The sequence below is a fragment of the Methylophilus flavus genome, from assembly GCF_042678905.1.
Classification (GTDB): Bacteria; Pseudomonadota; Gammaproteobacteria; order Burkholderiales; family Methylophilaceae; genus Methylophilus; species Methylophilus flavus.
On the sequence record NZ_JBHTLN010000001.1, the window covers coordinates 1,255,298 to 1,276,977 of the forward strand.

At 49.7% G+C, this 21,680-nt stretch carries 19 protein-coding genes; 8 read left to right on the forward strand and 11 right to left on the reverse strand.

All coding sequences use genetic code 11. The annotated features are described in order from the left end of the window. Window positions 1–2 precede the first annotated feature (2 nt). A complete protein-coding gene (locus ACFQ2T_RS06130; RefSeq protein WP_379031908.1) occupies window positions 3–926 on the reverse strand; it encodes a LysR family transcriptional regulator in 924 nt (307 codons plus the stop codon). A gap of 133 nt (window positions 927–1,059) precedes the next feature. Here ACFQ2T_RS06130 and ACFQ2T_RS06135 point away from each other — a divergent pair, with 133 nt between their 5' ends. The 4 genes from ACFQ2T_RS06135 to ACFQ2T_RS06150 all read left to right on the forward strand — a co-directional run bounded on the left by ACFQ2T_RS06135 (window position 1,060) and on the right by ACFQ2T_RS06150 (window position 5,117). After that, a complete protein-coding gene (locus ACFQ2T_RS06135) occupies window positions 1,060–1,314 on the forward strand; it encodes a DUF2798 domain-containing protein (protein ID WP_379031910.1) in 255 nt (84 codons plus the stop codon). 915 nt (window positions 1,315–2,229) lie between these two features. Beyond that, window positions 2,230–2,517, forward strand: coding sequence for a co-chaperone GroES (locus ACFQ2T_RS06140; RefSeq protein ID WP_379031912.1), 288 nt, complete (start codon window positions 2,230–2,232; stop codon window positions 2,515–2,517). Between the two features lie 114 nt (window positions 2,518–2,631). Further along, window positions 2,632–4,269, forward strand: a complete 1,638-nt coding sequence (gene groL, locus ACFQ2T_RS06145; RefSeq protein WP_055826605.1) for a chaperonin GroEL — start codon at window positions 2,632–2,634, stop codon at window positions 4,267–4,269. Between the two features lie 233 nt (window positions 4,270–4,502). Beyond that, window positions 4,503–5,117, forward strand: coding sequence for an FKBP-type peptidyl-prolyl cis-trans isomerase (locus ACFQ2T_RS06150; RefSeq protein WP_379031915.1), 615 nt, complete (start codon window positions 4,503–4,505; stop codon window positions 5,115–5,117). 73 nt (window positions 5,118–5,190) lie between these two features. Here ACFQ2T_RS06150 and ACFQ2T_RS06155 read toward each other — a convergent pair whose 3' ends face one another. The 5 genes from ACFQ2T_RS06155 to ACFQ2T_RS06175 all read right to left on the reverse strand — a co-directional run bounded on the left by ACFQ2T_RS06155 (window position 5,191) and on the right by ACFQ2T_RS06175 (window position 8,720). Beyond that, complete coding sequence (locus ACFQ2T_RS06155; protein WP_379031917.1) at window positions 5,191–6,093, reverse strand: SdiA-regulated domain-containing protein; 903 nt, start codon at window positions 6,091–6,093, stop codon at window positions 5,191–5,193. Between the two features lie 262 nt (window positions 6,094–6,355). After that, entirely contained in the window at window positions 6,356–7,348 is a 993-nt protein-coding gene (locus ACFQ2T_RS06160; protein ID WP_379031919.1) for an NAD(P)H-dependent glycerol-3-phosphate dehydrogenase, read from the reverse strand. 59 nt (window positions 7,349–7,407) lie between these two features. Further along, a complete protein-coding gene (gene secB, locus ACFQ2T_RS06165; protein ID WP_055826615.1) occupies window positions 7,408–7,884 on the reverse strand; it encodes a protein-export chaperone SecB in 477 nt (158 codons plus the stop codon). A 108-nt stretch (window positions 7,885–7,992) separates the two neighbouring features. Further along, window positions 7,993–8,250 carry a glutaredoxin 3 gene (gene grxC / locus ACFQ2T_RS06170; protein ID WP_379031922.1) on the reverse strand — a complete coding sequence of 86 codons (258 nt, stop codon included), beginning with the start codon at window positions 8,248–8,250 and terminating at the stop codon, window positions 7,993–7,995. Window positions 8,251–8,309: 59 nt separating this feature from the next. Beyond that, window positions 8,310–8,720, reverse strand: a complete 411-nt coding sequence (locus ACFQ2T_RS06175; RefSeq protein ID WP_379031925.1) for a rhodanese-like domain-containing protein — start codon at window positions 8,718–8,720, stop codon at window positions 8,310–8,312. A 132-nt stretch (window positions 8,721–8,852) separates the two neighbouring features. On the opposite strand from ACFQ2T_RS06175, the gene gpmI reads away from it, so the two are divergent. Together gpmI and ACFQ2T_RS06185 are read left to right on the forward strand one after the other, a co-directional pair. Then, entirely contained in the window at window positions 8,853–10,403 is a 1,551-nt protein-coding gene (gpmI, locus tag ACFQ2T_RS06180) for a 2,3-bisphosphoglycerate-independent phosphoglycerate mutase (RefSeq protein ID WP_379031928.1), read from the forward strand. Between the two features lie 14 nt (window positions 10,404–10,417). Further along, window positions 10,418–11,827, forward strand: a complete 1,410-nt coding sequence (locus ACFQ2T_RS06185) for a murein hydrolase activator EnvC family protein (protein ID WP_379031930.1) — start codon at window positions 10,418–10,420, stop codon at window positions 11,825–11,827. A 109-nt stretch (window positions 11,828–11,936) separates the two neighbouring features. Here the strand turns inward: ACFQ2T_RS06185 and ACFQ2T_RS06190 are convergent, their stop codons facing one another. The 5 genes from ACFQ2T_RS06190 to ACFQ2T_RS06210 all read right to left on the reverse strand — a co-directional run bounded on the left by ACFQ2T_RS06190 (window position 11,937) and on the right by ACFQ2T_RS06210 (window position 17,291). Next, on the reverse strand, window positions 11,937–12,230 hold the full coding sequence (locus tag ACFQ2T_RS06190) for a hypothetical protein (protein ID WP_379031933.1): 294 nt from the start codon (window positions 12,228–12,230) through the stop codon (window positions 11,937–11,939). A gap of 65 nt (window positions 12,231–12,295) precedes the next feature. Beyond that, window positions 12,296–12,715, reverse strand: coding sequence for a secondary thiamine-phosphate synthase enzyme YjbQ (locus ACFQ2T_RS06195; protein WP_379031936.1), 420 nt, complete (start codon window positions 12,713–12,715; stop codon window positions 12,296–12,298). A gap of 72 nt (window positions 12,716–12,787) precedes the next feature. Beyond that, window positions 12,788–13,309 carry a hypothetical protein gene (locus ACFQ2T_RS06200; RefSeq protein ID WP_379031939.1) on the reverse strand — a complete coding sequence of 174 codons (522 nt, stop codon included), beginning with the start codon at window positions 13,307–13,309 and terminating at the stop codon, window positions 12,788–12,790. A gap of 86 nt (window positions 13,310–13,395) precedes the next feature. Beyond that, on the reverse strand, window positions 13,396–15,978 hold the full coding sequence (gene clpB, locus ACFQ2T_RS06205; RefSeq protein ID WP_379033906.1) for an ATP-dependent chaperone ClpB: 2,583 nt from the start codon (window positions 15,976–15,978) through the stop codon (window positions 13,396–13,398). Window positions 15,979–16,094: 116 nt separating this feature from the next. Continuing rightward, a complete protein-coding gene (locus tag ACFQ2T_RS06210; RefSeq protein ID WP_379033908.1) occupies window positions 16,095–17,291 on the reverse strand; it encodes a sialidase family protein in 1,197 nt (398 codons plus the stop codon). Between the two features lie 147 nt (window positions 17,292–17,438). On the opposite strand from ACFQ2T_RS06210, the gene ACFQ2T_RS06215 reads away from it, so the two are divergent. Further along, the gene (locus tag ACFQ2T_RS06215) at window positions 17,439–20,381 is read left to right on the forward strand and encodes an EAL domain-containing protein (RefSeq protein ID WP_379031941.1); all 2,943 of its coding nucleotides are present in this window, start codon (window positions 17,439–17,441) and stop codon (window positions 20,379–20,381) included. Beyond that, window positions 20,374–21,657 carry an HD-GYP domain-containing protein gene (locus ACFQ2T_RS06220; protein WP_379031944.1) on the forward strand — a complete coding sequence of 428 codons (1,284 nt, stop codon included), beginning with the start codon at window positions 20,374–20,376 and terminating at the stop codon, window positions 21,655–21,657. The genes ACFQ2T_RS06215 and ACFQ2T_RS06220 overlap by 8 nt, the downstream gene beginning before the upstream one ends. Window positions 21,658–21,680 lie beyond the last annotated feature (23 nt).

Sequence of the window (21,680 nt, forward strand, 5' to 3'; positions counted from 1 at the left end):
GCTCACAATGCCTGCGGTATCTCACTGACCAGGTAATCCACAAATGCGCGGACTTTATTAGTGATCGCATGCTTGTCACGAAAGCAGGCATAAAACTCCAGCGGCACTGTATCGGATTGAATCGCATTCATACTTGCAGGATCAGGTTGAAATAACGCAATCAACGCACCACGCTGAATATCCTGATTGGCAATAAAAGTTGCCAGCCGCGTAATGCCTGCTCCTTCCACCACCAGTCTATGCAGCGAATCAATGTCATTACAAATAATGCCGGGCTTGATTTCGGGCTCATAACGGATGCCGTTACGCACAAATGTCCAGCTAAACAGGCGGCCATCTACCGGCATGCGGAACATCAGGCAGTCGTGGGTGGTTAAATCTTCCGGGGTTTCCGGCACACCTTTTCGTTGCAGATACCCGGGAGAGGCACAATAGACAACTGGTGCGATGGCAATCTTCCTGGCAACAAGGCCAGGTTCCAGTTGCTCCTTGAAGCGGATACTGACATCAATATCCTCGGTGATATGGTCCAGGCTCCGGTCTGATAGAACTACCTCAATCGAGAGTTTTGGAAAGTTGCGCGCAAATTGCGGAATGAGCGGCATCAGGATATGCCTGCCAAAAGCGACTGATGCACCGACCCTTAACCGCCCTTGCGGCTGCCCATGAAATTCAGTTACCGCAGACTGGGCGCGCGCCAAGCCAGCGATGAGATGCTCCACTTCAGCGTAATACAGCTCGCCACTTTCGGTCATCGCCAGATTGCGTGTAGTACGAATCAAAAGACGGGTGCCAAGTGATTTTTCAAGGCGCTGTATATTCTGGCTGGCTGCGGCAGCAGTGATGCCCTGCAACCGCGCACCGGCCGCAATACTCCCGGCCTGCACTGCCTTGACGAAACTCTCTATGCTTCTCAATGTATCCATATCACTATCGATTAAATAGGTTATTCGATAGTTTATATTTAAGATGATTCAATAATCAACCTGCTACCGGACCAATAAAGATAGGAATAAAGTGTCGCTTCAGCTTAAGTACGGTATCAATAAGGAGGATAAAATGATTACATCAACACATCGCACACGCAGAATTCCAAAAAGGTTTACCCCTTACGTATTTGCGTTTTTCATGGCGGGCATCATGGCCTTTTTAATGTCCATGGTCATCGTCGCTGCGAATAGCGGGATCCACAGCGGCTACTTATTTCGCGTGGTTCATGCCTATACACTGGCAATGCCGGTGGCATTTTTTTGCGTGCTGATCGTCAGGCCTATCGTGATGCATCTGGTATCTGCCCTGGTTCACATTGATTAAAGATGACTTCAACTGGCTATCTTTTGTGATTCCGCAAAGTTAGCCAACTCTACATCCACGCTGATCAGGTATTAAAACCTTGAATCTCACCCGATAACAACACACGTTTTCCTTGATGCGTGATTCCACGAGTTGGATTCGAACCACCACTGCTCTCGACGATAATGCAATGCTCAGAATCAATTACTCCCAAGCCAAACTCAGCGTCAACAATTTTATTTGAATCGTCCAAGAGATACATGATTACTAATCAGCCATCAATGTTGAGGAAGTGACTAAAATATCCACTACTATGACATGAATACTCGAATCGGCATAAATTTGCTTTTAGTCTACTCGATGGCAAATGGGAAGCCCTTCATGAAAGGATGTGGCGGAGATTTTCTGAACTTAATTTCCAGATTCGTGTGACAAGGTTTTTTCAGAACGTCGCCAAGGACTGGAGCTTTTTCTGAAGGAGCTTGAAAATCACTGTGCGGCAAATGCGGCATAAACCATATGCCAAGCCGGAACGTCTTCGTGTGTATCGCCTCCTGACGCCCCCCTACCAAGTTATGCTTCATATGCACAAGAGTTAAGGTGGCCACTAATCGCCCATTTCATCAAGCCATTCCATTTATTTATTTATATCTCAAAAACTCCAAAAACTACTTAGATTGTTATTTTCAGATTAAGGCACTGTTAAATATATGATTTTATTGAAATGGCACTCTCAAATTGAATTGCAAAAATCTCAAGTTAAATTGCAAACGACATTAAGCAAAAATTTTAATTTCCCCTCTTGAAATGTGGCTTTACACCCCAAATTAGCAATCAGGGTGCGCGAGTGCTAAAATGCGCGCTGTAACTCTATTTCTGTTATTTTTTATTAAAAACGCTTCCCAAATAATACTTTAGGAATACAAGGAGACTTTTATGAGTATTCGTCCATTGCACGATCGAGTGATTGTTAAACGCGCCGCTGAAGAGCGCACTACCGCTTCTGGTATCGTGATTCCAGATAGCGCTACTGAAAAACCTGATCAAGGCATTGTGCAAGCCGTTGGTAACGGTAAAAAAGATGAAAATGGTAAATCCATTCCACTGGACGTTAAAGTCGGTGACAAAGTATTGTTCGGTAAATACTCCGGTCAAGCAGTTAAAGTCGACGGCGAAGAGCTGTTGGTGATGCGCGAAGAAGACATTTTGGCAGTTGTTGAGTAATTCTGAGGAGTTGCAAACGGGTATTGCTGCGTTGCATCTATCCTGTTTCAGACCTCATGATTAAAACAATTTCCAGTAATCCTTATTGAACATTCAAAATTCAGGAGAATTTAAATGGCAGCTAAAGACGTAAGATTTGGTGATGACGTTCGCCAAAAAATGGTAAATGGTGTCAACGTATTGGCTAATGCAGTACGCGTGACTTTGGGCCCTAAAGGCCGTAACGTGGTGTTGGAGCGTTCTTTCGGCGCGCCTACCATCACTAAAGATGGTGTTTCTGTCGCTAAAGAAATCGAATTGAAAGACAAGTTCGAAAACATGGGCGCACAGATGGTGAAAGAAGTTGCTTCTAAAACCAATGACATCGCTGGTGACGGTACAACAACGGCAACAGTGCTGGCACAAGCGATCATCCGCGAAGGCATGAAATCTGTAGCGGCTGGTATGAACCCGATGGACCTGAAGCGCGGTATCGACAAAGCAGTTGAAGCTGCTGTGGCTGACCTGGCTGCACAATCCAAGCCATGTACAACCAGCAAGGAAATCGCACAAGTAGGTGCTATTTCTGCAAACTCCGATAGCTCAGTTGGCCAGATCATTGCTGATGCAATGGACAAAGTGGGCAAAGAAGGCGTGATCACTGTTGAAGATGGTTCAGGCCTGACCAATGAATTAGATGTAGTTGAAGGTATGCAGTTTGACCGTGGTTACCTGTCTCCTTACTTCATCAACAATCCAGAGCGTCAAATTTCGTTGCTGGACAATCCTTTCGTGTTATTGCACGATAAAAAAATCTCTAACATCCGTGACCTGTTACCTACACTGGAGCAAGTCGCTAAAGCTGGCCGTCCACTGCTGATTATTTCAGAAGACGTAGATGGCGAAGCATTGGCAACCCTGGTGGTGAACAACATCCGCGGCATCCTGAAAACCACTGCTGTGAAAGCCCCTGGTTTTGGTGATCGTCGTAAAGCCATGTTGGAAGACATTGCTGTGTTGACCGGTGGTACCGTGATTTCTGAAGAAGTTGGCCTGAAACTGGAAAGTGTTCAACTGACTGACCTTGGTCAAGCGAAACGCATCGAAGTGGGTAAAGAAAACACCATCATCATCGACGGCGCTGGCAACGAAGAAACTATCAAAGCCCGTATCGGCCAGATCAAAACTCAAATCGAAGAAGCGACCAGCGACTACGACCGTGAAAAACTGCAAGAGCGCGTAGCCAAACTGGCTGGTGGTGTTGCTGTGATCAAGGTTGGCGCGACGACTGAAATCGAAATGAAAGAGAAAAAAGCCCGCGTGGAAGATGCATTGCATGCAACACGTGCTGCGGTTGAAGAAGGTATCGTGGCTGGTGGTGGCGTGGCACTGATCCGTGCCCGTGATGCGATTGCTAAAGTCAAAGGTGAGAACCTGGACCAGGAAGCTGGCGTAAAAATCGTTCTGCGTGCGGTTGAAGAGCCATTGCGCCAGATCACGCAAAACGCTGGTGTTGAGCCATCTGTAGTCGTGAACAATGTAGCGGCCGGTAAAGGTAACTACGGTTACAACGCTGCTAACGAAACTTACGGCGACATGATTGAAATGGGTATTCTGGACCCAACTAAAGTAACCCGTTCTGCATTGCAAAATGCAGCTTCAGTGGCTGGCTTGATGCTGACGACTGATTGCATGGTTGCTGAGTTGCCTAAAGAAGATGCGCCAGCGATGCCGGATATGGGTGGTATGGGCGGCATGGGCGGTATGATGTAATTTTGCATTTAAGCAGCTCAGTGATACTGCGTTGCGCAAGTCTTGCCATACTAAAATGTATTGTCTTCGACTTGCGCGCCTTATCTCACTTTCCTGCTTAACGCAAAATGCACTAACTAGCATTTCAGACAAAACCCGCTTTGGCGGGTTTTGTTTTATAGGCTTTCTCGGACATAATCACGCATTGTGTTGTCGATACAAAGCAACATCCTCAAATCACGAAAGAACGCTTAATGACAATTGAATTAAAAACCCTGACCCAGCGCCTGAGCTACATCGTAGGTGAAAACCTGGCCCACCAGCTCAAGAATGATAATCTTGAACTGGATGCAGACGTAGTTGCGCTTGCTGTGCGCGATGTGATGACAGACCAGCCATCGCGTTTATCGAATGAAGAAAAGCAAAGTGCGGTTGAGCAGGTGCAGAAAGAAGCACAGGCTAAGCAAGCAGCAGCGCAAGAAAAAAATAAAGCCGCTGGCGTTGCTTACCTGGCTGAGAACGCTAAAAAAGAAGGCGTGGTCACTACCGATAGCGGTTTGCAATATAAAGCGCTGGTGACAGGCAACGGTGCAAAACCTGCGCCTAGTGACCGTGTGAAAGTGCATTACAAAGGCACGCTGATTGACGGCACTGTATTTGATAGTTCTTACGACCGTGGCGAGCCTATCGTTTTTCCGGTGACTGGCGTGATTTCTGGCTGGGTGGAAGGTTTGCAGTTGATGCAGGTTGGCAGTAAATTCGAGCTGACTATCCCTTCTGAACTGGCTTACGGCGCGAATGGTAGCGGCCCGGTGATTGGTCCGGATGCGACCTTGGTATTTGAAGTTGAGTTATTGGGTATTGAGTAGTCTTCAATAAAAGTGGCTTATTAAAAAACCCGCTGTTGCGGGTTTTTTAAATTCTGAATACTCGTCTATATATTTAGCTATGGCTGGCGTGAGATTTTGGCTTGAACACATAAAACAGGTTAGGTTCGCTGACAATGTAGATATTGCCTTCATCATCAATGGAGACGCCCTCAGCCTGTGGCACACTGTTGTGCAGGCCGTGAAAGCCTTTCCACAAGGCTAATGATCCAAGGGTCTGCCCTTCTTCATTAAATTGTTTGAGCAACTTGGATTCATCACTGAGCAAGAAAAAGTGGCCTGATTTTTCGTGATAGGTCACAGAAGATAAATCCCGCAATGCCCACTTTAAGGCTGAATCAAATTGCCGCATGTGCTGCACTTGTATCTGGCTTTGCTTGCTTTCATCCGGCTCATAAAGGCCTGTGACTGACATCACGTATTTGGGATCACGTTCTTTAACCACGATCAGGCGGTGATGCACACTGTCATAAGTCACACCTTCAAAATTCTTGTTGCCGCGCTCATTCATGCCAAACCCTAATAACCTGGCATCCTTGATGGAGATATCGCGCGTCTCAGGTTTGATTTGCAGCAGCCACAATTTGCTTTCACGCTCATCGGCCACCACATAATAATCCTTTTCCAGGTGCGAGATACCTTCGAGGTCATCGGTGCCATGTAACTGAATTTCACGAATCGGTTCACCATCAAGGCTGAACTCGACGATAAGACCTTTGTCATTGAGCACAGTAAATAAGGTACCGGTTTCATGATTGAACGCCAGGCCTGAGGCATTTTTGTAATTGGCCAGCGGCTTGCCTTCGATGGCAACCTCATAATCCGAAAGATCGAGGCCATGATGATCATGATGTGTGAATTGATGCCAGACATGCCAGGCCAACGCTTCTGCTTTCATCGCATACAAGGTGGAGGCGATGGTTGCCATGACGGCAAAGCCAAAGACTACTTTTAACAACTTCTTTTTATTAAACTGCAAAATAATCTTCTCATTCATTTGAGCTAATAACCTCACTGCTCTGGCAAAGTATAGTTCCTACTGTTATAGGACAAATACATGACAGGGGTGCGACACGCAGCAATAGCTCTGCGACAGGATTTAGCTGGAAAAGTTGAACCAGGGTTAGAAAGTAATTGTGCAGCCACTCATCGTATTGAGTGGGATTAAGCACAAATAAACATAAACTCCAGACAACCTGGCTGGAATTCAAGGCATGGGATCAGGCAGATTCCTGGCGTTGGCCACGGCCTAATAGAGCACTGACGGCATCTTGTGCCGTTTTTTGATTAGTCAGCAATTGATTCACTTCATAAGTAATCGGCATTTCGACGTGGATAACCTCAGCACGCCGCATGACCTCACGCGCCGTGTTCACGCCCTCAGCGACGTGTCCGAGACCAGCCAGAATGCTATCCAGTGATTTACCAGAAGCCAGTTGCAAACCTACTTCACGGTTACGGGAATATTGACCAGTACAGGTCAAGATCAAGTCGCCTGCCCCGGCCAGCCCCATAAATGTATCGGCTTTAGCACCTAATGCCATGCCAAAGCGGGTGATCTCAGCCAGGCCACGGGTGATCATGGCTGCCCTCGCATTATTGCCAAAGCCCATGCCGTCAGAGATACCGGCGGCAATCGCCATGACATTTTTTACTGCGCCACCGACTGAAGCGCCAATCACATCGGTGCTGTTATACACACGCAAACAGCTGCCATGAATTAATTGGGCCGCCTGTTGGGCCAGCTCTTTATGATTGGCTGCCAGCGTGATCGCCGTAGGCAAGCCGCGCACCAGCTCGGCAGCGAAACTGGGGCCGCTCAATACGCCCCATGGATAATCACTACCCAGTTCTTCCTGGGCTACTTCAAATGGCAGTTTTGCCGTTTGTGGCTCCAGGCCTTTATTGGCCCAGATAAAAGGCTGGCTGATGCCCAACGCTTTCAGCTGTTGCAAAATCGGGCGAAAGCCCGCAGTTGGCACCACGGAAAGAATCAGGTCTGCACCGGCAACCGCTGTCGCCAGGTCATCTTCAACCGTGAGTTTTTCAGGGAAAGGGAATTCACCCAGATAAAGCGGATTGGCACGCGCCTTACGCATGCCGGAGACATGGCCACTGTTACGCGCCCACAACACCACGTCGTGTTGCAAGGCAATATGCATGGCGAGTGCGGTGCCCCAGGCACCTGCACCCAAAACGGCGACTTTACTCATTGCTATTTATCCAGAAAAAAAGTAAGCCAGCGATGACTTACTTTTTACTTAAATAAAAATTAGTTAGGTGCGCCAGCGGCTTGTGCAGCCTGCTGTTGCTGTTGCAGGTATAACGCTTCAAAGTTGATCGGGTTCAACAATACTGGCATGAAACCAGCACGTGTCACCATATCGGAAATCGCTTCACGCGCATATGGGAACAGGATGTTAGGGCAAGCCACTGACAGAATCGGCTCCAGGTTTTCCTGCGGTACATTACGGATCGCGAAAATGCCGGATTGGTTTACTTCGACCAGAAATGCCGTTTTGTCTTCAATTTTAGCAGTCACCGTCACTTTGATAGACACATTGAAAATGCCATCCTGAACTTGCTCAACCGCATTGCCCAACTCTACGTTGATTTGCGGGGTAGTACGCTCGGTGAAAATAGCCGGTGCATTCGGCACTTCGATGGACGCATCGTGCACATACAGTTTCTCAATGCTGAAAACTGGGCCTGCGTTCTGTTCTGCTTGGTTTTGTGGTTCCTGAGCCATGAATCTATCCTTGTAATTTCAATACGCAAAGCCGCTATTCTAACTGGTCATACACGGCCTGACTATGTGTTTTTTGTGATGGTTTTTATCTGGATTTCTATCCCGCCATTATGCTGCGAGCAACGGGTCCAACTCGCCACGTACATCCAGTGCATGCAAATCATCAAAGCCGCCGACATGGCGCTCGCCTATGTAGATTTGCGGCACGGTACGGCGTCCGGTTTTCTCCATCATTTCCGCGCGCAATTCAGGTTGCAAATCTATGCGGATTTTTTCAATTTCGGCCACGCCTTTGTTGCGCAACAAGCGCTCGGCATTGATGCAATAAGGGCAAACTGCCGAGGTATACATCATTACTTTTGCCATGACTACCTTTCTGACTTCACTTTTTGCCCAAGCTAATCGTTTGCTCAAGCCTGCTAATATTATTTGCCAAGAGGCATCTTGGCCTCGAGCCAGGCTTGCATGCCACCTTTTAACTGATGCAATGCAGTAAATTGCTGCGCTTTCAGTATCTTTGCGGCGGAACGGGTACGGTTACCTCGCTCGCATACCAGCAATACAGGCTTATCCTTAAACTTTTCCAGCTCTTTTATTCGCGTCGCCAATTCAGATAAGGGCACATTACGCGCGCCATGCAAGTGCCCTTGTTTGAACTCATCCGGCTCACGCACATCCAGCACCAGCAGCTGTTTGCGGCTCATCAGCATCACCGCTTCTGTCGCCGTCACCAATGTGGTGCCTGCCGCAGAGCGGCTGAGCATGGGCACCAGTAATGCCAGGCCAGAACCGAGTGCCAGGCCGATTAATAATACATTTTCTTTAAAAAATTCCACGTGATCTGTTACCTTCTATGTTGTCGGATCCGCAGTCAGCATCAGCCTTAGGTATGCGCGGCCTGCGGTTGCGATTATAATAGCCTAATTCATGAATCCGACGTCCCGTCACCACTTTTAAAATTGTTAGCCATGTCAATCAAACCTGTTATTTTGCTCATTCTGGATGGTTTTGGTCATAGCGAAACCACTGAACACAACGCTGTATTACAAGCCAGCACGCCCAACCTGGACAACCTGAAAACACATTACCCGCATGGCCTGATTAACGCCTCCGAGCACTACGTTGGCCTGCCTGATGGGCAAATGGGTAATTCTGAAGTGGGCCACCTGAATATTGGGGCGGGACGTATCGTTTTTCAAGACTTTGAGCGCATTAACAATAGCATCAGCAGTGGCGAGTTTTTTAAACTGCCTGCGCTGGTTAATGCCATGCAAACGCTGAAAGCGCAAAACAAGGCTTTACATATTCTGGGCCTGCTTTCCGACGGTGGCGTACACAGTTACCAGCCTCATATCCATGCGCTGGTCGAGATGGCCAAACAGCAAGGCCTGAGCAAAGTCTATATCCACGCCTTCCTTGATGGGCGTGACACGCCACCTAAAAGTGCGCAACCTTATCTCGAGGCACTGGAGAATCACCTGCAAGCACTGGGTGTAGGCAAGGTCGCCACGGTGAGTGGCCGTTTTTACGGCATGGATAGAGACAAACGCTGGGAACGTGTTTCAGTCGCCTATGAGTTACTGGTCAATGGCAACGCCGAATATGTAGCGCCCGATAGTCTTGCAGCTTTAGAGCAAGCATATGCCCGTGATGAAAGCGATGAGTTTGTGAAATGTACGGCGATTCGTGCAGCCAATGAAGTTCCTGTGCGTATGGAAGATGGCGACGCGCTGGTGTTCATGAACTTCAGAAGTGACCGCGCCCGCCAGCTCACGGACGCCTTGCTGAATCCGGCATTTGATGGTTTTACACGTAGCCGTGTACCAGCATTCAGTCACTATTTAACACTGACGCAATACGATAAAAACCAGCGTCTGGCACACCCTGTTTTTGCTCCTTTCACCGTGCCTAATACCTTTGGCGAATATGTTGCCAACCTAGGCCTCAAGCAATTACGGATTGCCGAAACTGAGAAATATCCGCACGTGACGTTTTTCTTTAACGGCGGTGAAGAAACCGTATTTACCGGCGAAGACCGCATTCTGGTGCCCTCGCCTAAAGTCGCAACGTATGACCTGCAACCGGAAATGAGCGCTTATGAACTCACCGACAAGCTGGTGACGGCGATTGAGTCCAGGCAATACCAGGCAATCATTTGCAATTATGCCAACGGGGATATGGTTGGCCATACCGGCAACCTGCAAGCCGCCATTAAAGCAGTGGAGACGCTGGATGCCTGCGTAGGCAAGGTCGTCGCTGCCGCACAAAAAAGCGGCGCTGAAGTGATTATTACCGCGGACCATGGCAATGCCGAAAGCATGTTTGACCATGACAGTGCCCAGGCACATACGCAACATACCACCAACCTGGTGCCATTTATTTATGTTGGCCGCTCTGGCACAGTGAACGTTGACGGTGCACTGTCTGATATCGCGCCGACCTTGCTGACATTGATGGGCTTGCCAAAACCGGTTGAAATGACAGGTGAAAGCCTGATTGTACTGAGTGAAGCGGCTTAAGCAGACATTGGTGAATGCCTGATACCTCATTGCTAAATCTTACTCTACGCAACTGTTTGTCAGCGGCCGGGTTTTATGCCCTGCTAGCCACAGGACTATGTGTTCTTCTTACAGTAGAAGCACTGCCTGCCAGGGCAGCAAGTAGCGACAAAGCAGATGCCGCCAAAGGCGACCTGGAACAGGTCAAGGAAAAGATACAGCAGCTGGCCAATGCGATTAAAGCCTCACAGCTGGCCCGGCAAGACGCCAATGAGGCACTGAAAGCTTCCGAAACCGCCATCAGTGCCTCACGTAAAAAGTTACGTGATATCCAGGATGCACAGCAGGAAAACCGCAGCAAACTGCAAGATTTGCAGAAGCAAATGTCGCTGCTGCAACGTCAGGTCAACCAGCAGAATCAATCGCTCAGCCAGCAACTCAACCAGCAATACCGGCATGGCAATAATAGTCCGTTACAGATGCTGCTTCAGCAGCAGGACCCAGCCAACACGACCCGCAATCTGAAATACCTCGGTTACCTGACGGCAGCCCATCAGGAACAAATACAGTCATTGCAGGATAACCGCGATGCCATAGAGCGCGTGCGCACCGCGACTACGGAACAACTGCATGAAACAGACCGGCTGGCGACGCAATACAGCGACACCACGCATAAACTGGTGAACGAAAAATCAAAGCGTGCTGAAGTGTTGACCCAGCTTTCCAAACAAATCGAGACGCAGGAACAGCAACTGGTTAGACTGAAAAAGGATGAGGAAGCCTTATCCAAACTGTTCCAGCGACTGGCCGCCGAAGCCAGGAAACGTGAACAGGAAGCCATCGCTAAAGCCAAACGTGAAAAAGAAGCGGCGGCCAAACGCCTGGCAGAACAGGCACGCAAGAAAAAATCCAGTGGCCGCACATCCGAACATTCACCACAGTCCAGGGTAGACGGACAAAATAAAGATGATGCTGAAACTGAATCTCAAAGCAGTACAGTGGTCGCCAAGAATGACACCCTGCCGGAATATAACGCCTTAAAAGAGAATTTCGCCCAGTTGCGGGGAAGATTGCGCCTGCCGGTGCGTGGCGAAGTGATCAATCGTTTCGGCAGCGCCCGTGCAGAAACCGGCGTCAGCTGGAAAGGCCTGTTTATCCGCGCCAAGGAAGGCAGTGAAGTCAAGTCAGTGGCCGGTGGCCAGGTAGTGTTCGCTGACTGGATGCGTGGCTTTGGTAACCTGATTGTGGTTGATCATGGAAATGGCTACATGAGCCTGTATGGCAACAACGAAGCCCTCTATAAATCTTCTGGCCAGCCGGTGAAAAGCGGCGATACCATCGCGGCGGTGGGCAATAGTGGCGGCAATGCCGAGAATGGTGTGTATTATGAATTACGCCGTAACAGCATTCCGTTTGATCCGCTGCAATGGAGTTCGGTGAAATAGGCATCATGGATTGGATGCCTGATGCAAAAAAGCGCAGTGAACTGCGCTTTTTTTATGCTGCTTTGCTATCACAAGCCTGCTTTACAGACTTGTGATTAAAATTGTAAACCTACTCTGCTTTTGCACCCTCTTCAGCAGGAATTTCAGGCTGTGGTGTATTGGCGCGTGCTGCTTCCAACTGTTTTTCCAGCTCTTCTTTGGATACAGTAATGCCAGGCACACGCTCGTCGGACGCAGGCTCATAACCGCCACCCGCTGAAGACTTGGCTTCAGCCGGGGCAGGCGTGGCAGCAGAGGACTCTGCCGCGGGAGCTGCTGTCTCAGGTGCAGGGGCTTCTTCCTTGCCGCAAGCAACTAAACCCAGTGCTAAAATAACAGTTAGCAAGTAAGTGTTCAATCTCATAAAGTTTCTCCTTGTATTACTTCTGATTATAGTTAAAAAAACATTGCTATCGTAAAACCACTGGCTTACTCGCCAATCACATGCATCAACACCTGCCGACGGGCTGGTTGATGCCTATGTTCAAACAGGAAAATACCCTGCCACTGCCCTAACGCAACCTTGCCGTTGATCACAGGGATAGACAAACTGGTTTGCGTTAACGCTGTTCGTACATGGGCAGGCATATCATCCGGCCCTTCCACCGTATGTATAAAAAGTTCGTCGCCATCTGGAGCTAAGCGATTAAAAAACGCTTCCAGATCCACTAATACATCACGGTCATAATTTTCATTAATCAACAGGCTTGCAGACGTATGCTGTATGTATAAAGTCAGCAAACCACTCTGGACAGAAGAGTGCTCAATCCACTGCGCCACTTGCGGTGTAATGTCATAAAGGCGTCGCCCTTGCGCATTAATACTCAGTGTTTCATGACTCTGTCTCATGCCTGTTTTCCACTACAAAACGCAATCATAAATAGCTGTCCAAGTCCCGGGCTTGAGATTCACATGACCAACTTACCAATAACGCCATCCACCACCCCAATACGGGCGATAGCCCCACGGACCACCGTAATAACCAGGGCCGCCATAAAACCATGGGTCCATACTACGCAAACGGGCGGAATCACGTTCACGTTTTAGCCTGGTTTCCGCTTCTACACGCGCTTTCTCACGCTTGTTAATTTCATCAGCAATGGCATTCTGCTGAGCCAGTGCGTTAGCCTGCTGCATATAATCCAGAACGCCTTTTGAAATCCCTTTTTGATGCCAGCTCAACACCTCTGAAGGTGTCAGTGAGTAGCGGGATTGCGACTGCTTGATTGCCTCAATGATCTCGGCATCTGATTTGCCTTTTTTGCTCATGCTGACAATCTCTTCCAAAGTCAAAGTAGATTGTGCGGGTGGCAACAAAGCCGCCAGTTGCTCTGGCGAAATTCTTTCAATCTGTACAGGCTGCGGTGGCTGTGTAGCACAGCCTGCCAACCCTGCCAGCAAAGTAGTTACAAGAATTAAACGCAAGCATTTAAACTGATTCATGATCTTTCCATTCTAACCCGCAAAAAGAATAGGGCCATAATCATTATGACCCTATTCAATGAGGTTGGTTCGCCACTACAACACCATCAGGCTTTATTAAACTGCATTCTCCCGGCTTCAAAAGCCACGTGTATCGTATCCTTGGCTGCAAAATGCCCGGCCAGGATCTCTTTTGCCAACGGATTTTCAATCTCGCTTTGTATCGCCCGCTTCAATGGGCGCGCCCCGTATACCGGGTCAAATCCGGCATTGGCGATTTCAGCCAGCGCCGCATCACTGATATCCAGGTGCATATCCATGGCGGCCACACGTTTAGCCAGCAACTGCAACTGAATATTCGCAATTGACCTGACATGCGCTTCACCCAGTGAGTGGAACACAATCACCTCGTCGATACGGTTGATGAACTCTGGACGGAAATGTGCTTTCACCTCACCCATCACCGCCAGTTTCACCACCTGGTAATCCTGGTCAGCCATGCTTTGTATCATCTGGCTTCCAAGGTTAGAGGTCATGATGATCACGGTATTCTTGAAGTCTACCGTACGGCCCTGGCCATCGGTCAGGCGGCCATCATCCAATACCTGCAGCAACACATTGAACACATCCGGGTGCGCTTTCTCTACCTCATCCAGCAAGATCACTGAATACGGTTTACGGCGCACGGCTTCAGTCAGCGTGCCACCCTCTTCATAACCAACATAGCCGGGAGGCGCACCAATCAGGCGGGAGACGGAATGCTTCTCCATAAACTCGCTCATATCGATGCGGATCAGGTGTTCTTCGCTATCGAACAAAAAGCCGGCCAGTGCCTTGCACAACTCGGTTTTACCGACACCGGTCGGGCCCAAAAACAGGAAGCTGCCATATGGCCGGTTAGGGTCACTCAAGCCACTGCGCGAACGGCGGATGGCATCTGACACCAGGCGCACAGCCTCATCCTGGCCGACCACACGTTCATGCAATTTATCTTCCATGCGCAGCAGTTTTTCGCGCTCGCCAGTCATCATTTTACTCACCGGGATACCGGTGGCACGACTGACCACTTCTGCGATTTCGTCAGCGCCGACTTCAGTGCGTAACATTTTATGTTTCACTGCTAAAGGTGCTTCAGTGCTGGAATCATGCTTCAACTGCGCCTCCAGTTGCGGCAATTTCCCATATTGCAACTCCGACACGCGTTGCCAGTCGCCCTTTCGGGTAGCGGCTTCCATATCCAGTTTGACTTTCTCTATCGCTTCCTTAACGCCAGCAGACCCCTGGACCGCCGCTTTTTCAGCCTTCCAGATTTCCTCCAGGTCGGCATATTCTTTTTCCAGCCTGTCGATTTCATCTTCAATCAGGGTAAAGCGTTTCTGGCTGGCTTCATCTTTTTCCCTGCGCACGGCTTCGCGCTCAATCTTGAGCTGGATCAAGCGCCGGTCGAGCTTATCCATGACTTCCGGTTTTGAGTCGATCTCCATCTTGATACGGGATGCCGCCTCGTCAATCAGGTCGATGGCTTTATCAGGCAAAAAACGGTCTGTGATATAGCGATTGGATAATTCTGCCGCCGCGACAATGGCCGGGTCAGTGATCTCCACACCATGGTGTAGTTCATATTTCTCCTGCAAGCCACGCAAAATGGCGATGGTTGCTTCTACGGATGGCTCATCCACCAGCACCTTCTGGAAACGGCGCTCCAGTGCGGCATCTTTCTCGATATATTTGCGGTACTCATCCAGCGTGGTGGCGCCGACACAGTGCAACTCGCCGCGTGCCAGTGCCGGTTTCAGCATATTGCCGGCGTCCATGGCGCCTTCAGACTTACCGGCACCGACCATGGTATGGATCTCATCGATAAAAACTATGGTCTGGCCTTCATCCTGTGCCAGCTCTTTCAACACCGATTTCAGGCGCTCTTCAAATTCACCACGGTATTTAGCACCCGCCAGCAATGCAGCCATATCCAGGCTCAGCACTTTTTTGTTTTTGAGTGAGTCCGGCACTTCGCCATTGACGATGCGCTGAGCCAGCCCTTCGACGATGGCGGTTTTACCAACGCCAGGCTCACCGATCAGCACCGGGTTGTTCTTGGTACGGCGTTGCAATACCTGGATGGCGCGGCGGATCTCGTCATCACGACCAATCACCGGATCCAGCTTGCCGGCGCGCGCACGTTCGGTCAGGTCCAGGGTAAATTTTTTCAGGGCTTCGCGCTGGCCCTCTGCCTCCTGGCTATTAACAGAATCATTGCCGCGCACCGCTTTGATGGCCTGTTCCAGCACAGTTTTATTGACGCCATGCTGTTTCAGCAATCTGCCGGTTTCGCCTTTGTCTTCAGCAAGTGCCAGCAGAAACATTTCGCTGGCAATATAGGTATCACCATTCTTCTGGGCGAATTTATCGGTGACATTCAACAGGTTATTAAGATCACGCGAAATGGTGACTTCGCCACTGTTTTCGCTGATCTTGGGCAGCGCATCCACCGCCTGTTCCAGGCTTGTTTTCAAGGCGCTGACCTGCGCACCGGCTCGCGACAGCAAGGTAGCTACCCCACTATCATCCTGGTTCAACATGGCCAGGAGTAAATGCGGTGCTTCTATTGTTGGCTGGTCGGCACCCACCGCCATGCTTTGCGCATCGGCGAGTGCCTGCTGGAATTTGGTAGTGAGCTTATCAAAACGCACGGTAAACCCTTTCACACTAAAGTCATGCCACATACTGCGGCGGGATAACCCTATAATGCGGCGGGTTTTTACGTTTTCAATAGAGGGGGATCAAATTTGCGCGAGTTTCCGCTTGATCATTGTGGGGGAAATGGTACGACCAACAACCCTTTTTCGGCACTGTTCACCGCCAGCAAAGCTTGTCCCCGCGCGTTTAGCCATTGCGGATAATCCAGCTTACCATTGCTATGCACGGCTATTGCGGGCAAACCCCAGGTTTTGCCGCCATCCAGTGAAGCCATGGTCACAATATCCATACCCTCATTACTGCGCTCCTGCCATGCCAGCCAGACCTTATCCCCGATACTGAGTAAAGCAGGATGTCCGGCGTTCTTTTTAGGGTCGCCGATGCGTCTTGGCGGTGTTGTTACCCAGGCTTGCCCATCCATGCGCACCAGCCGCAACCCGGGCTTGTCACCGGCACCGTCAAAATAGGAAAGATGGTAGCCAAACCCTTCACCCACAGCCAGCGCCGCGCCGTGATGCGGACAACCATCAATTTTCCAGCGCCCGTAGCTGGCACGCACGATAGCGGGCTTGCCCGATTTGCCAGCGCCCGGCCTGTTGATTTCGGCCATGGCATGGTCGCGCTCACTCCCGGCAAACACATGTCGCCACAAAACAGCTACCGTGCCATCAGCCTTACTTGTTGTGGCAATCCGGCAACATTCACAACTGCTGTCGGCCAGCTTTTTCTCGGTAGCAAAACTTTTACCTTGGTCAGTGGAAACAGCGTAATAAATCGCAGCACCATCATAGGGCTTACCGGCCGCTTTGGCCGCCAGTAAATCGCGTTTATCTACCCAGGCAACGGTAATTGAGCCATCGGCGGAAAGCTGTAGCGCATCAAAGCGATGCGTGATTTCTGCCCGGTCGTGATGCACGATGTAATAAGGTGTTTCAAAACTTTTTCCGCCATCCACAGAACGTGAAAACCAGATATAACCGGCAAAAGGCTTTTTAAGCGATTCAGTCCAGCTCAGATACAGGTTGCCGTTGTTGGCAACCGCGATTTTGGGCCTGGCTTCGGCATCAGCGGCCACTTTCATAGGCGTAGGGTTCACTGCCACTTCCGTACTGAAGTGTAGCCCCGCATCTTCGCTGGATGACACCCACACATGCCCTTTGCTGGTACGCGCCTGCCAGAGCCGGCCATCGGCGTCAGTTGCGAGGCTGACAGCCAGGCCAGGCCCGGCATGTTCTGTATGCGCGTCGTGCGCACCGGCCTGATTCAACACACAAAAACTACACACCACCAGCAACCCGCTAATCAGCCATTTCACCGATCAAAATCCTTACTTAACTAGATTAAAAAATATAATTCTTTACAAATGACAAAGCTGCTAAAGTTAGGGTGTCAGACGCCGTTAACCCAAATAACTGGACGAATAACGACTACCTGTCGGATAGCAATAAAACTTATGGATATGCAAGCAACCTTTGATCATCATAGCACAGCGTGGCTACAGCCTTTGGCGGCCAGCATGCCTGATTTGCCCATGCTGGCAATCAACCGCCGGGCACAGTGCGTGGCTGCCAACGAGATGGCAAAAAAACTGCTGGGCGAGAGCGTAGACGCTTTACCTAAAGACATGCGCCAGGCATTGGTACAAGCCATGCGTGACAACCAGACCGAAGTGACCCTGCACACCCGTATCAACGACCTGAATCTTGCATTTAAATGCCGCCTTTTTTATTCCCAACATGGCAGAAGTGCAGTTGGCTTGCTGCTGGAACAGCAGGAAAATGCCCTGGCCGAGCAGTTGGTGCATATGCAATCCATCGTACATTCGCTGATTGAGATGAGCCCGGACCTGATCTCGATCAAAGACCATGATAATCGCTGGATGATGGCAAACCAGCGCATGCTGAACACTTTCCAGATTGATAACTTTGATTATGAGTTCCTGAACAATCTGCAAATTGCCGATACCTTGCATCCGGTATTCCGCAACAGTTTTGAACATCACGAGAAATCCGACCAGACCGTGTGGCAGACCCGCCAGTCTTACCATAATGAAGAGTTGGTGCACTTGCCACAGGGTGGCTATAAAACGCTGGAAGTAAATAAAACCGCTTATTTCGACCAGGGCGAGCAGCCCAGCCACCTGATTACAGTCGCCCGTGATGTCAGCGAGCAGAAATTTATTGAGAACCAGTTGTTGAACCGCAGCGCGGTGCTGGACACCCTGATCTCATGCGACTGGATGCTGCACTCTGCTGAGCGCTGGCAAACTGTAGCAGAAAACGTATTGCAGCAATGCTGCCTGTCATTCCGCTTTAGCCGCGCGACTTTGCTGCAACATCATACGACCACGGCACGCAAAAAATCCGAGACACGCTCTCAGGCGCTGTTTCACTGGGCCACCAATGGCTTCCACTCCACTTACGAGCACTGGGAAAAAATTTCATTCCTCACCCCCGAGCTGAAACGCTGGCATGACCTGCTCTCCAAAGGGCAACCGGTGATGTGCGATGCGCATACCTTGCCGGAAGACGAACGTTTCCTGCTCAAGTCACATGACACCGTCAACCTGGTGATCGTGCCGCTGATGATAGATCACGAGTGGTGGGGATCCATGGTGATTGAACGCTGTTTCGATGCAGAAAGCACCAGCTCACAGGAATTAGGTTCATTGATGGCCATTGGCCGTACTTTGAGCATAGCCATTGACCGTGAACAAACCGGTAAAAGCCTGAAACTGGCTAAAATTGCTTTCGACAGCACCACCGAAGGCATCATGATTGTGAATCCTTCCGGTGAACTGGTGGGCATCAACCAGGGCTTTACCCTGATCACCGGCTTTGATGAATCAGAAGTACTGGGATTCAAACCGCAAATTTTCCGCCAGCGCCCACGCGGCCTGTTCGGTGCCCTCAAACGTCATGGCAAATGGTCTGGCGAAATTGAGAATGTACGCAAAAATGGCGAAAGCTATACCGAGTGGATGACGATTACCGCCGTACGCAACCATGCCAACGCAATTACCAATTACGTGGGTGTGTTTGCTGATATCACCGAGATGAAGCGCTCACAAGTGCAACTCAACTCCCTGGTCAACCATGATCCGTTGACCGGCCTGCCTAACCGCAGGTTGATTAACCACTTGTTCACGCATGCGATCCAACGCGCAAACCGTAATGAGCAACAAGCGGCGGTATTATTTATTGATCTGGACAGGTTCAAGAATATTAACGACAGCCTGGGCCATTACACCGGCGACCAGTTATTACTGGGCGTGACCGAGCGCATCCAGGCCTCGTTGCGTGAATCTGATATTGTCGGCCGCCTGGGTGGGGATGAATTCATTGTCTTGCTGGAAAACCTGCACAGCAAGGCAGATGCTGCTCACAAAGCACAAGACATCCTGGAGACACTCAAGCGCCAGTTCATGATTGACCATCATGAAATCTTCATAGGCGCCAGTATAGGCATTTCCATGTATCCGCATGATGCAAGCGATGTGGAAGGCTTGATCAAAGCCGCTGACCTCGCCATGTACCAAGTGAAGAACAATGGCAAAAACCATGTGTCATTCTACGATGCTGCACTAAGCCGCAATGCGGTGGAGCACTTCCAGCTGGAAACCGAGTTGCGCCAGGCGCTGTCGAGAAAACAGCTTAAAATGTTCTACCAGGCGCAGATAGACCTGAATACCGGCATCATTATCGGCGCTGAAGCGCTGATACGCTGGCAGCATCCGACACAGGGCCTGATCCCGCCAATGAAGTTTATTCCGCTGGCGGAAGAAACCGGCCTGATTCTAAGCATCGGTGAATGGGCGTTGCGCGAGTCAGTGCGTCAGGCGCATGCATGGCACAAACGGCATCCTGAATTCAAGAAGATTGCCATCAATGTGTCCGCCGTGCAGATCATGAAGAGCAAGTTTGCCGATACCGTCTATGGCATATTGATGGAAAGTGATTGCGACCCCTCGATTATCGAGCTGGAAATCACAGAGAGCACGCTGATGCAGCATACACAGCATGTGGTGGATACCTTTAACCAGTTGAAGAAACTGGGCATCAGCATTGCGATTGATGACTTTGGCACCGGTTACTCATCGCTGTCACACCTGAAACGCCTGCCATTGGACCAGATCAAGATTGACCGCAGCTTTGTCAAAGATTTGCCGGATGACAAAGATGATGCGGCCATTACCAGTGCCATTTATGCGATGGCCACCCAGTTAGGCTTTACCGTTGTTGCTGAAGGAGTAGAAACAGAAGAACAGGAAAAATTTTTACAGCGTTTGGGTTGCCAGACGGCGCAAGGCTATTTGTACGCCTACCCGGTCAACTCGGACGACTTTTTGCAGTTATTAGTGTTAAACAATCAAAGAAAAATAAAACGCCATGCCTAATCACGCCTCCGATACTTTTTATATCGACATAGAACAACTCCAGATCGGACTGTACATCCATCTGGATTTGGGATGGATGGACCATCCTTTCTCCATCAGCAACTTTAAAGTCACTGACGAATCGCAGATTGAAACCATTAGATCCCTTGGGCTCACACAATTACGCTATGACCCGCGCCGCAGTTCCAGCACACCACTGAGAACCAGCAGCAAAAATGACAATGTGTTTGAATTCCCTTTGAGAAAGGCTTTTTCAGCCAAACTGGAAGTGATAGACGATAGTCCGGAGTTAAGCGCGGCGCAAAGACAGCAACTGGCGCTCAAGCATGCTATCAGCGAAAGCGAGCAAAAATTCCTGAAAGCCAGTTCAGATGTGTGGAACATCCAGAAAATGTCGGTAGAGCATCCTGACCAGGCCTATGGCATGGCGTCCAGCGTGGTCCTGGACCTGGTGGCCAGCACGCTGACAGAAGGTGATATTGCGATTCACGCCATGAACGGCCACCGCATTGGCGACCAGCATTACCAGCATGAACTGAATATCCTGGTGCTTTCCATGTTGCTGGCGAAAAATCTGAATGTCAGCGATGAAGATGCCATCATTCTTGGCATGGCCGCGATTCTGCACGACATCGGCAAACGGCAGATCAGCGACAAGATATTATTGAAAAAAGACCCGCTCAGTGTGCGTGAAACAGCGATTTACCAGACTCATGTCGTGCTGGGCCTGAATATGCTGAAAGAAGTGTCAGTGCCGAAAAAAATACTGTCCATCATAGGCCAGCATCATGAATTTGCCGATGGCAGCGGTTACCCAAAAGGCCTGCATTGCGATGAAATCGATCCCTTATCGCATATCCTGATCATTGCGAATATGTACGATAACTTGTGCAATCCTTCTAATCCTGCACTAGCAAAAACGCCTTATGAAGCACTGAGTGTCATGTTTGCCCAACAGCGCCACCAGTTTGACCAAACGATTTTGCGCCGCTTCATCAAGTGCTTGGGCATTTACCCGCCAGGCAGTGTGATCCGCCTATCCGACCAGAAACTGGCAACTGTGCTGTCGACCAACCCGCAACAACCGCTGCGCCCGTTTATCCAGTTGCTCAACGATAGTAATGAGGAAGATGGCGAAATCATTGACTTGCGCGAAACCCTGGACCTCAACATTATCCAATGCCTGAAACCGGATCAGTTGCCTAATATCCTGCAGAGAATGCTGCGCCAGAAACAACGCACCAGCTACTTCATCGATAAAGTCACCAGCGTCTGATCATCCAACTTTGCTTGTATATT

What these genes read in the sequence shown, in the direction of transcription:
- secB (WP_055826615.1), bottom strand. Translation starts at nt 7,884, where the DNA reads ATGGCTCAGGAACCACAAAACCAAGCAGAACAGAACGCAGGCCCAGTT.
- ACFQ2T_RS06130 (WP_379031908.1), bottom strand. Translation starts at nt 926, where the DNA reads ATGGATACATTGAGAAGCATAGAGAGTTTCGTCAAGGCAGTGCAGGCC.
- ACFQ2T_RS06200 (WP_379031939.1), bottom strand. Translation starts at nt 13,309, where the DNA reads ATGAATCAGTTTAAATGCTTGCGTTTAATTCTTGTAACTACTTTGCTG.
- groL (WP_055826605.1), top strand. Translation starts at nt 2,632, where the DNA reads ATGGCAGCTAAAGACGTAAGATTTGGTGATGACGTTCGCCAAAAAATG.
- ACFQ2T_RS06220 (WP_379031944.1), top strand. Translation starts at nt 20,374, where the DNA reads ATGCCTAATCACGCCTCCGATACTTTTTATATCGACATAGAACAACTC.
- ACFQ2T_RS06195 (WP_379031936.1), bottom strand. Translation starts at nt 12,715, where the DNA reads ATGAGACAGAGTCATGAAACACTGAGTATTAATGCGCAAGGGCGACGC.
- ACFQ2T_RS06190 (WP_379031933.1), bottom strand. Translation starts at nt 12,230, where the DNA reads ATGAGATTGAACACTTACTTGCTAACTGTTATTTTAGCACTGGGTTTA.
- ACFQ2T_RS06185 (WP_379031930.1), top strand. Translation starts at nt 10,418, where the DNA reads ATGCCTGATACCTCATTGCTAAATCTTACTCTACGCAACTGTTTGTCA.
- ACFQ2T_RS06215 (WP_379031941.1), top strand. Translation starts at nt 17,439, where the DNA reads ATGGATATGCAAGCAACCTTTGATCATCATAGCACAGCGTGGCTACAG.
- ACFQ2T_RS06150 (WP_379031915.1), top strand. Translation starts at nt 4,503, where the DNA reads ATGACAATTGAATTAAAAACCCTGACCCAGCGCCTGAGCTACATCGTA.
- grxC (WP_379031922.1), bottom strand. Translation starts at nt 8,250, where the DNA reads ATGGCAAAAGTAATGATGTATACCTCGGCAGTTTGCCCTTATTGCATC.
- gpmI (WP_379031928.1), top strand. Translation starts at nt 8,853, where the DNA reads ATGTCAATCAAACCTGTTATTTTGCTCATTCTGGATGGTTTTGGTCAT.
- ACFQ2T_RS06135 (WP_379031910.1), top strand. Translation starts at nt 1,060, where the DNA reads ATGATTACATCAACACATCGCACACGCAGAATTCCAAAAAGGTTTACC.
- ACFQ2T_RS06140 (WP_379031912.1), top strand. Translation starts at nt 2,230, where the DNA reads ATGAGTATTCGTCCATTGCACGATCGAGTGATTGTTAAACGCGCCGCT.
- ACFQ2T_RS06160 (WP_379031919.1), bottom strand. Translation starts at nt 7,348, where the DNA reads ATGAGTAAAGTCGCCGTTTTGGGTGCAGGTGCCTGGGGCACCGCACTC.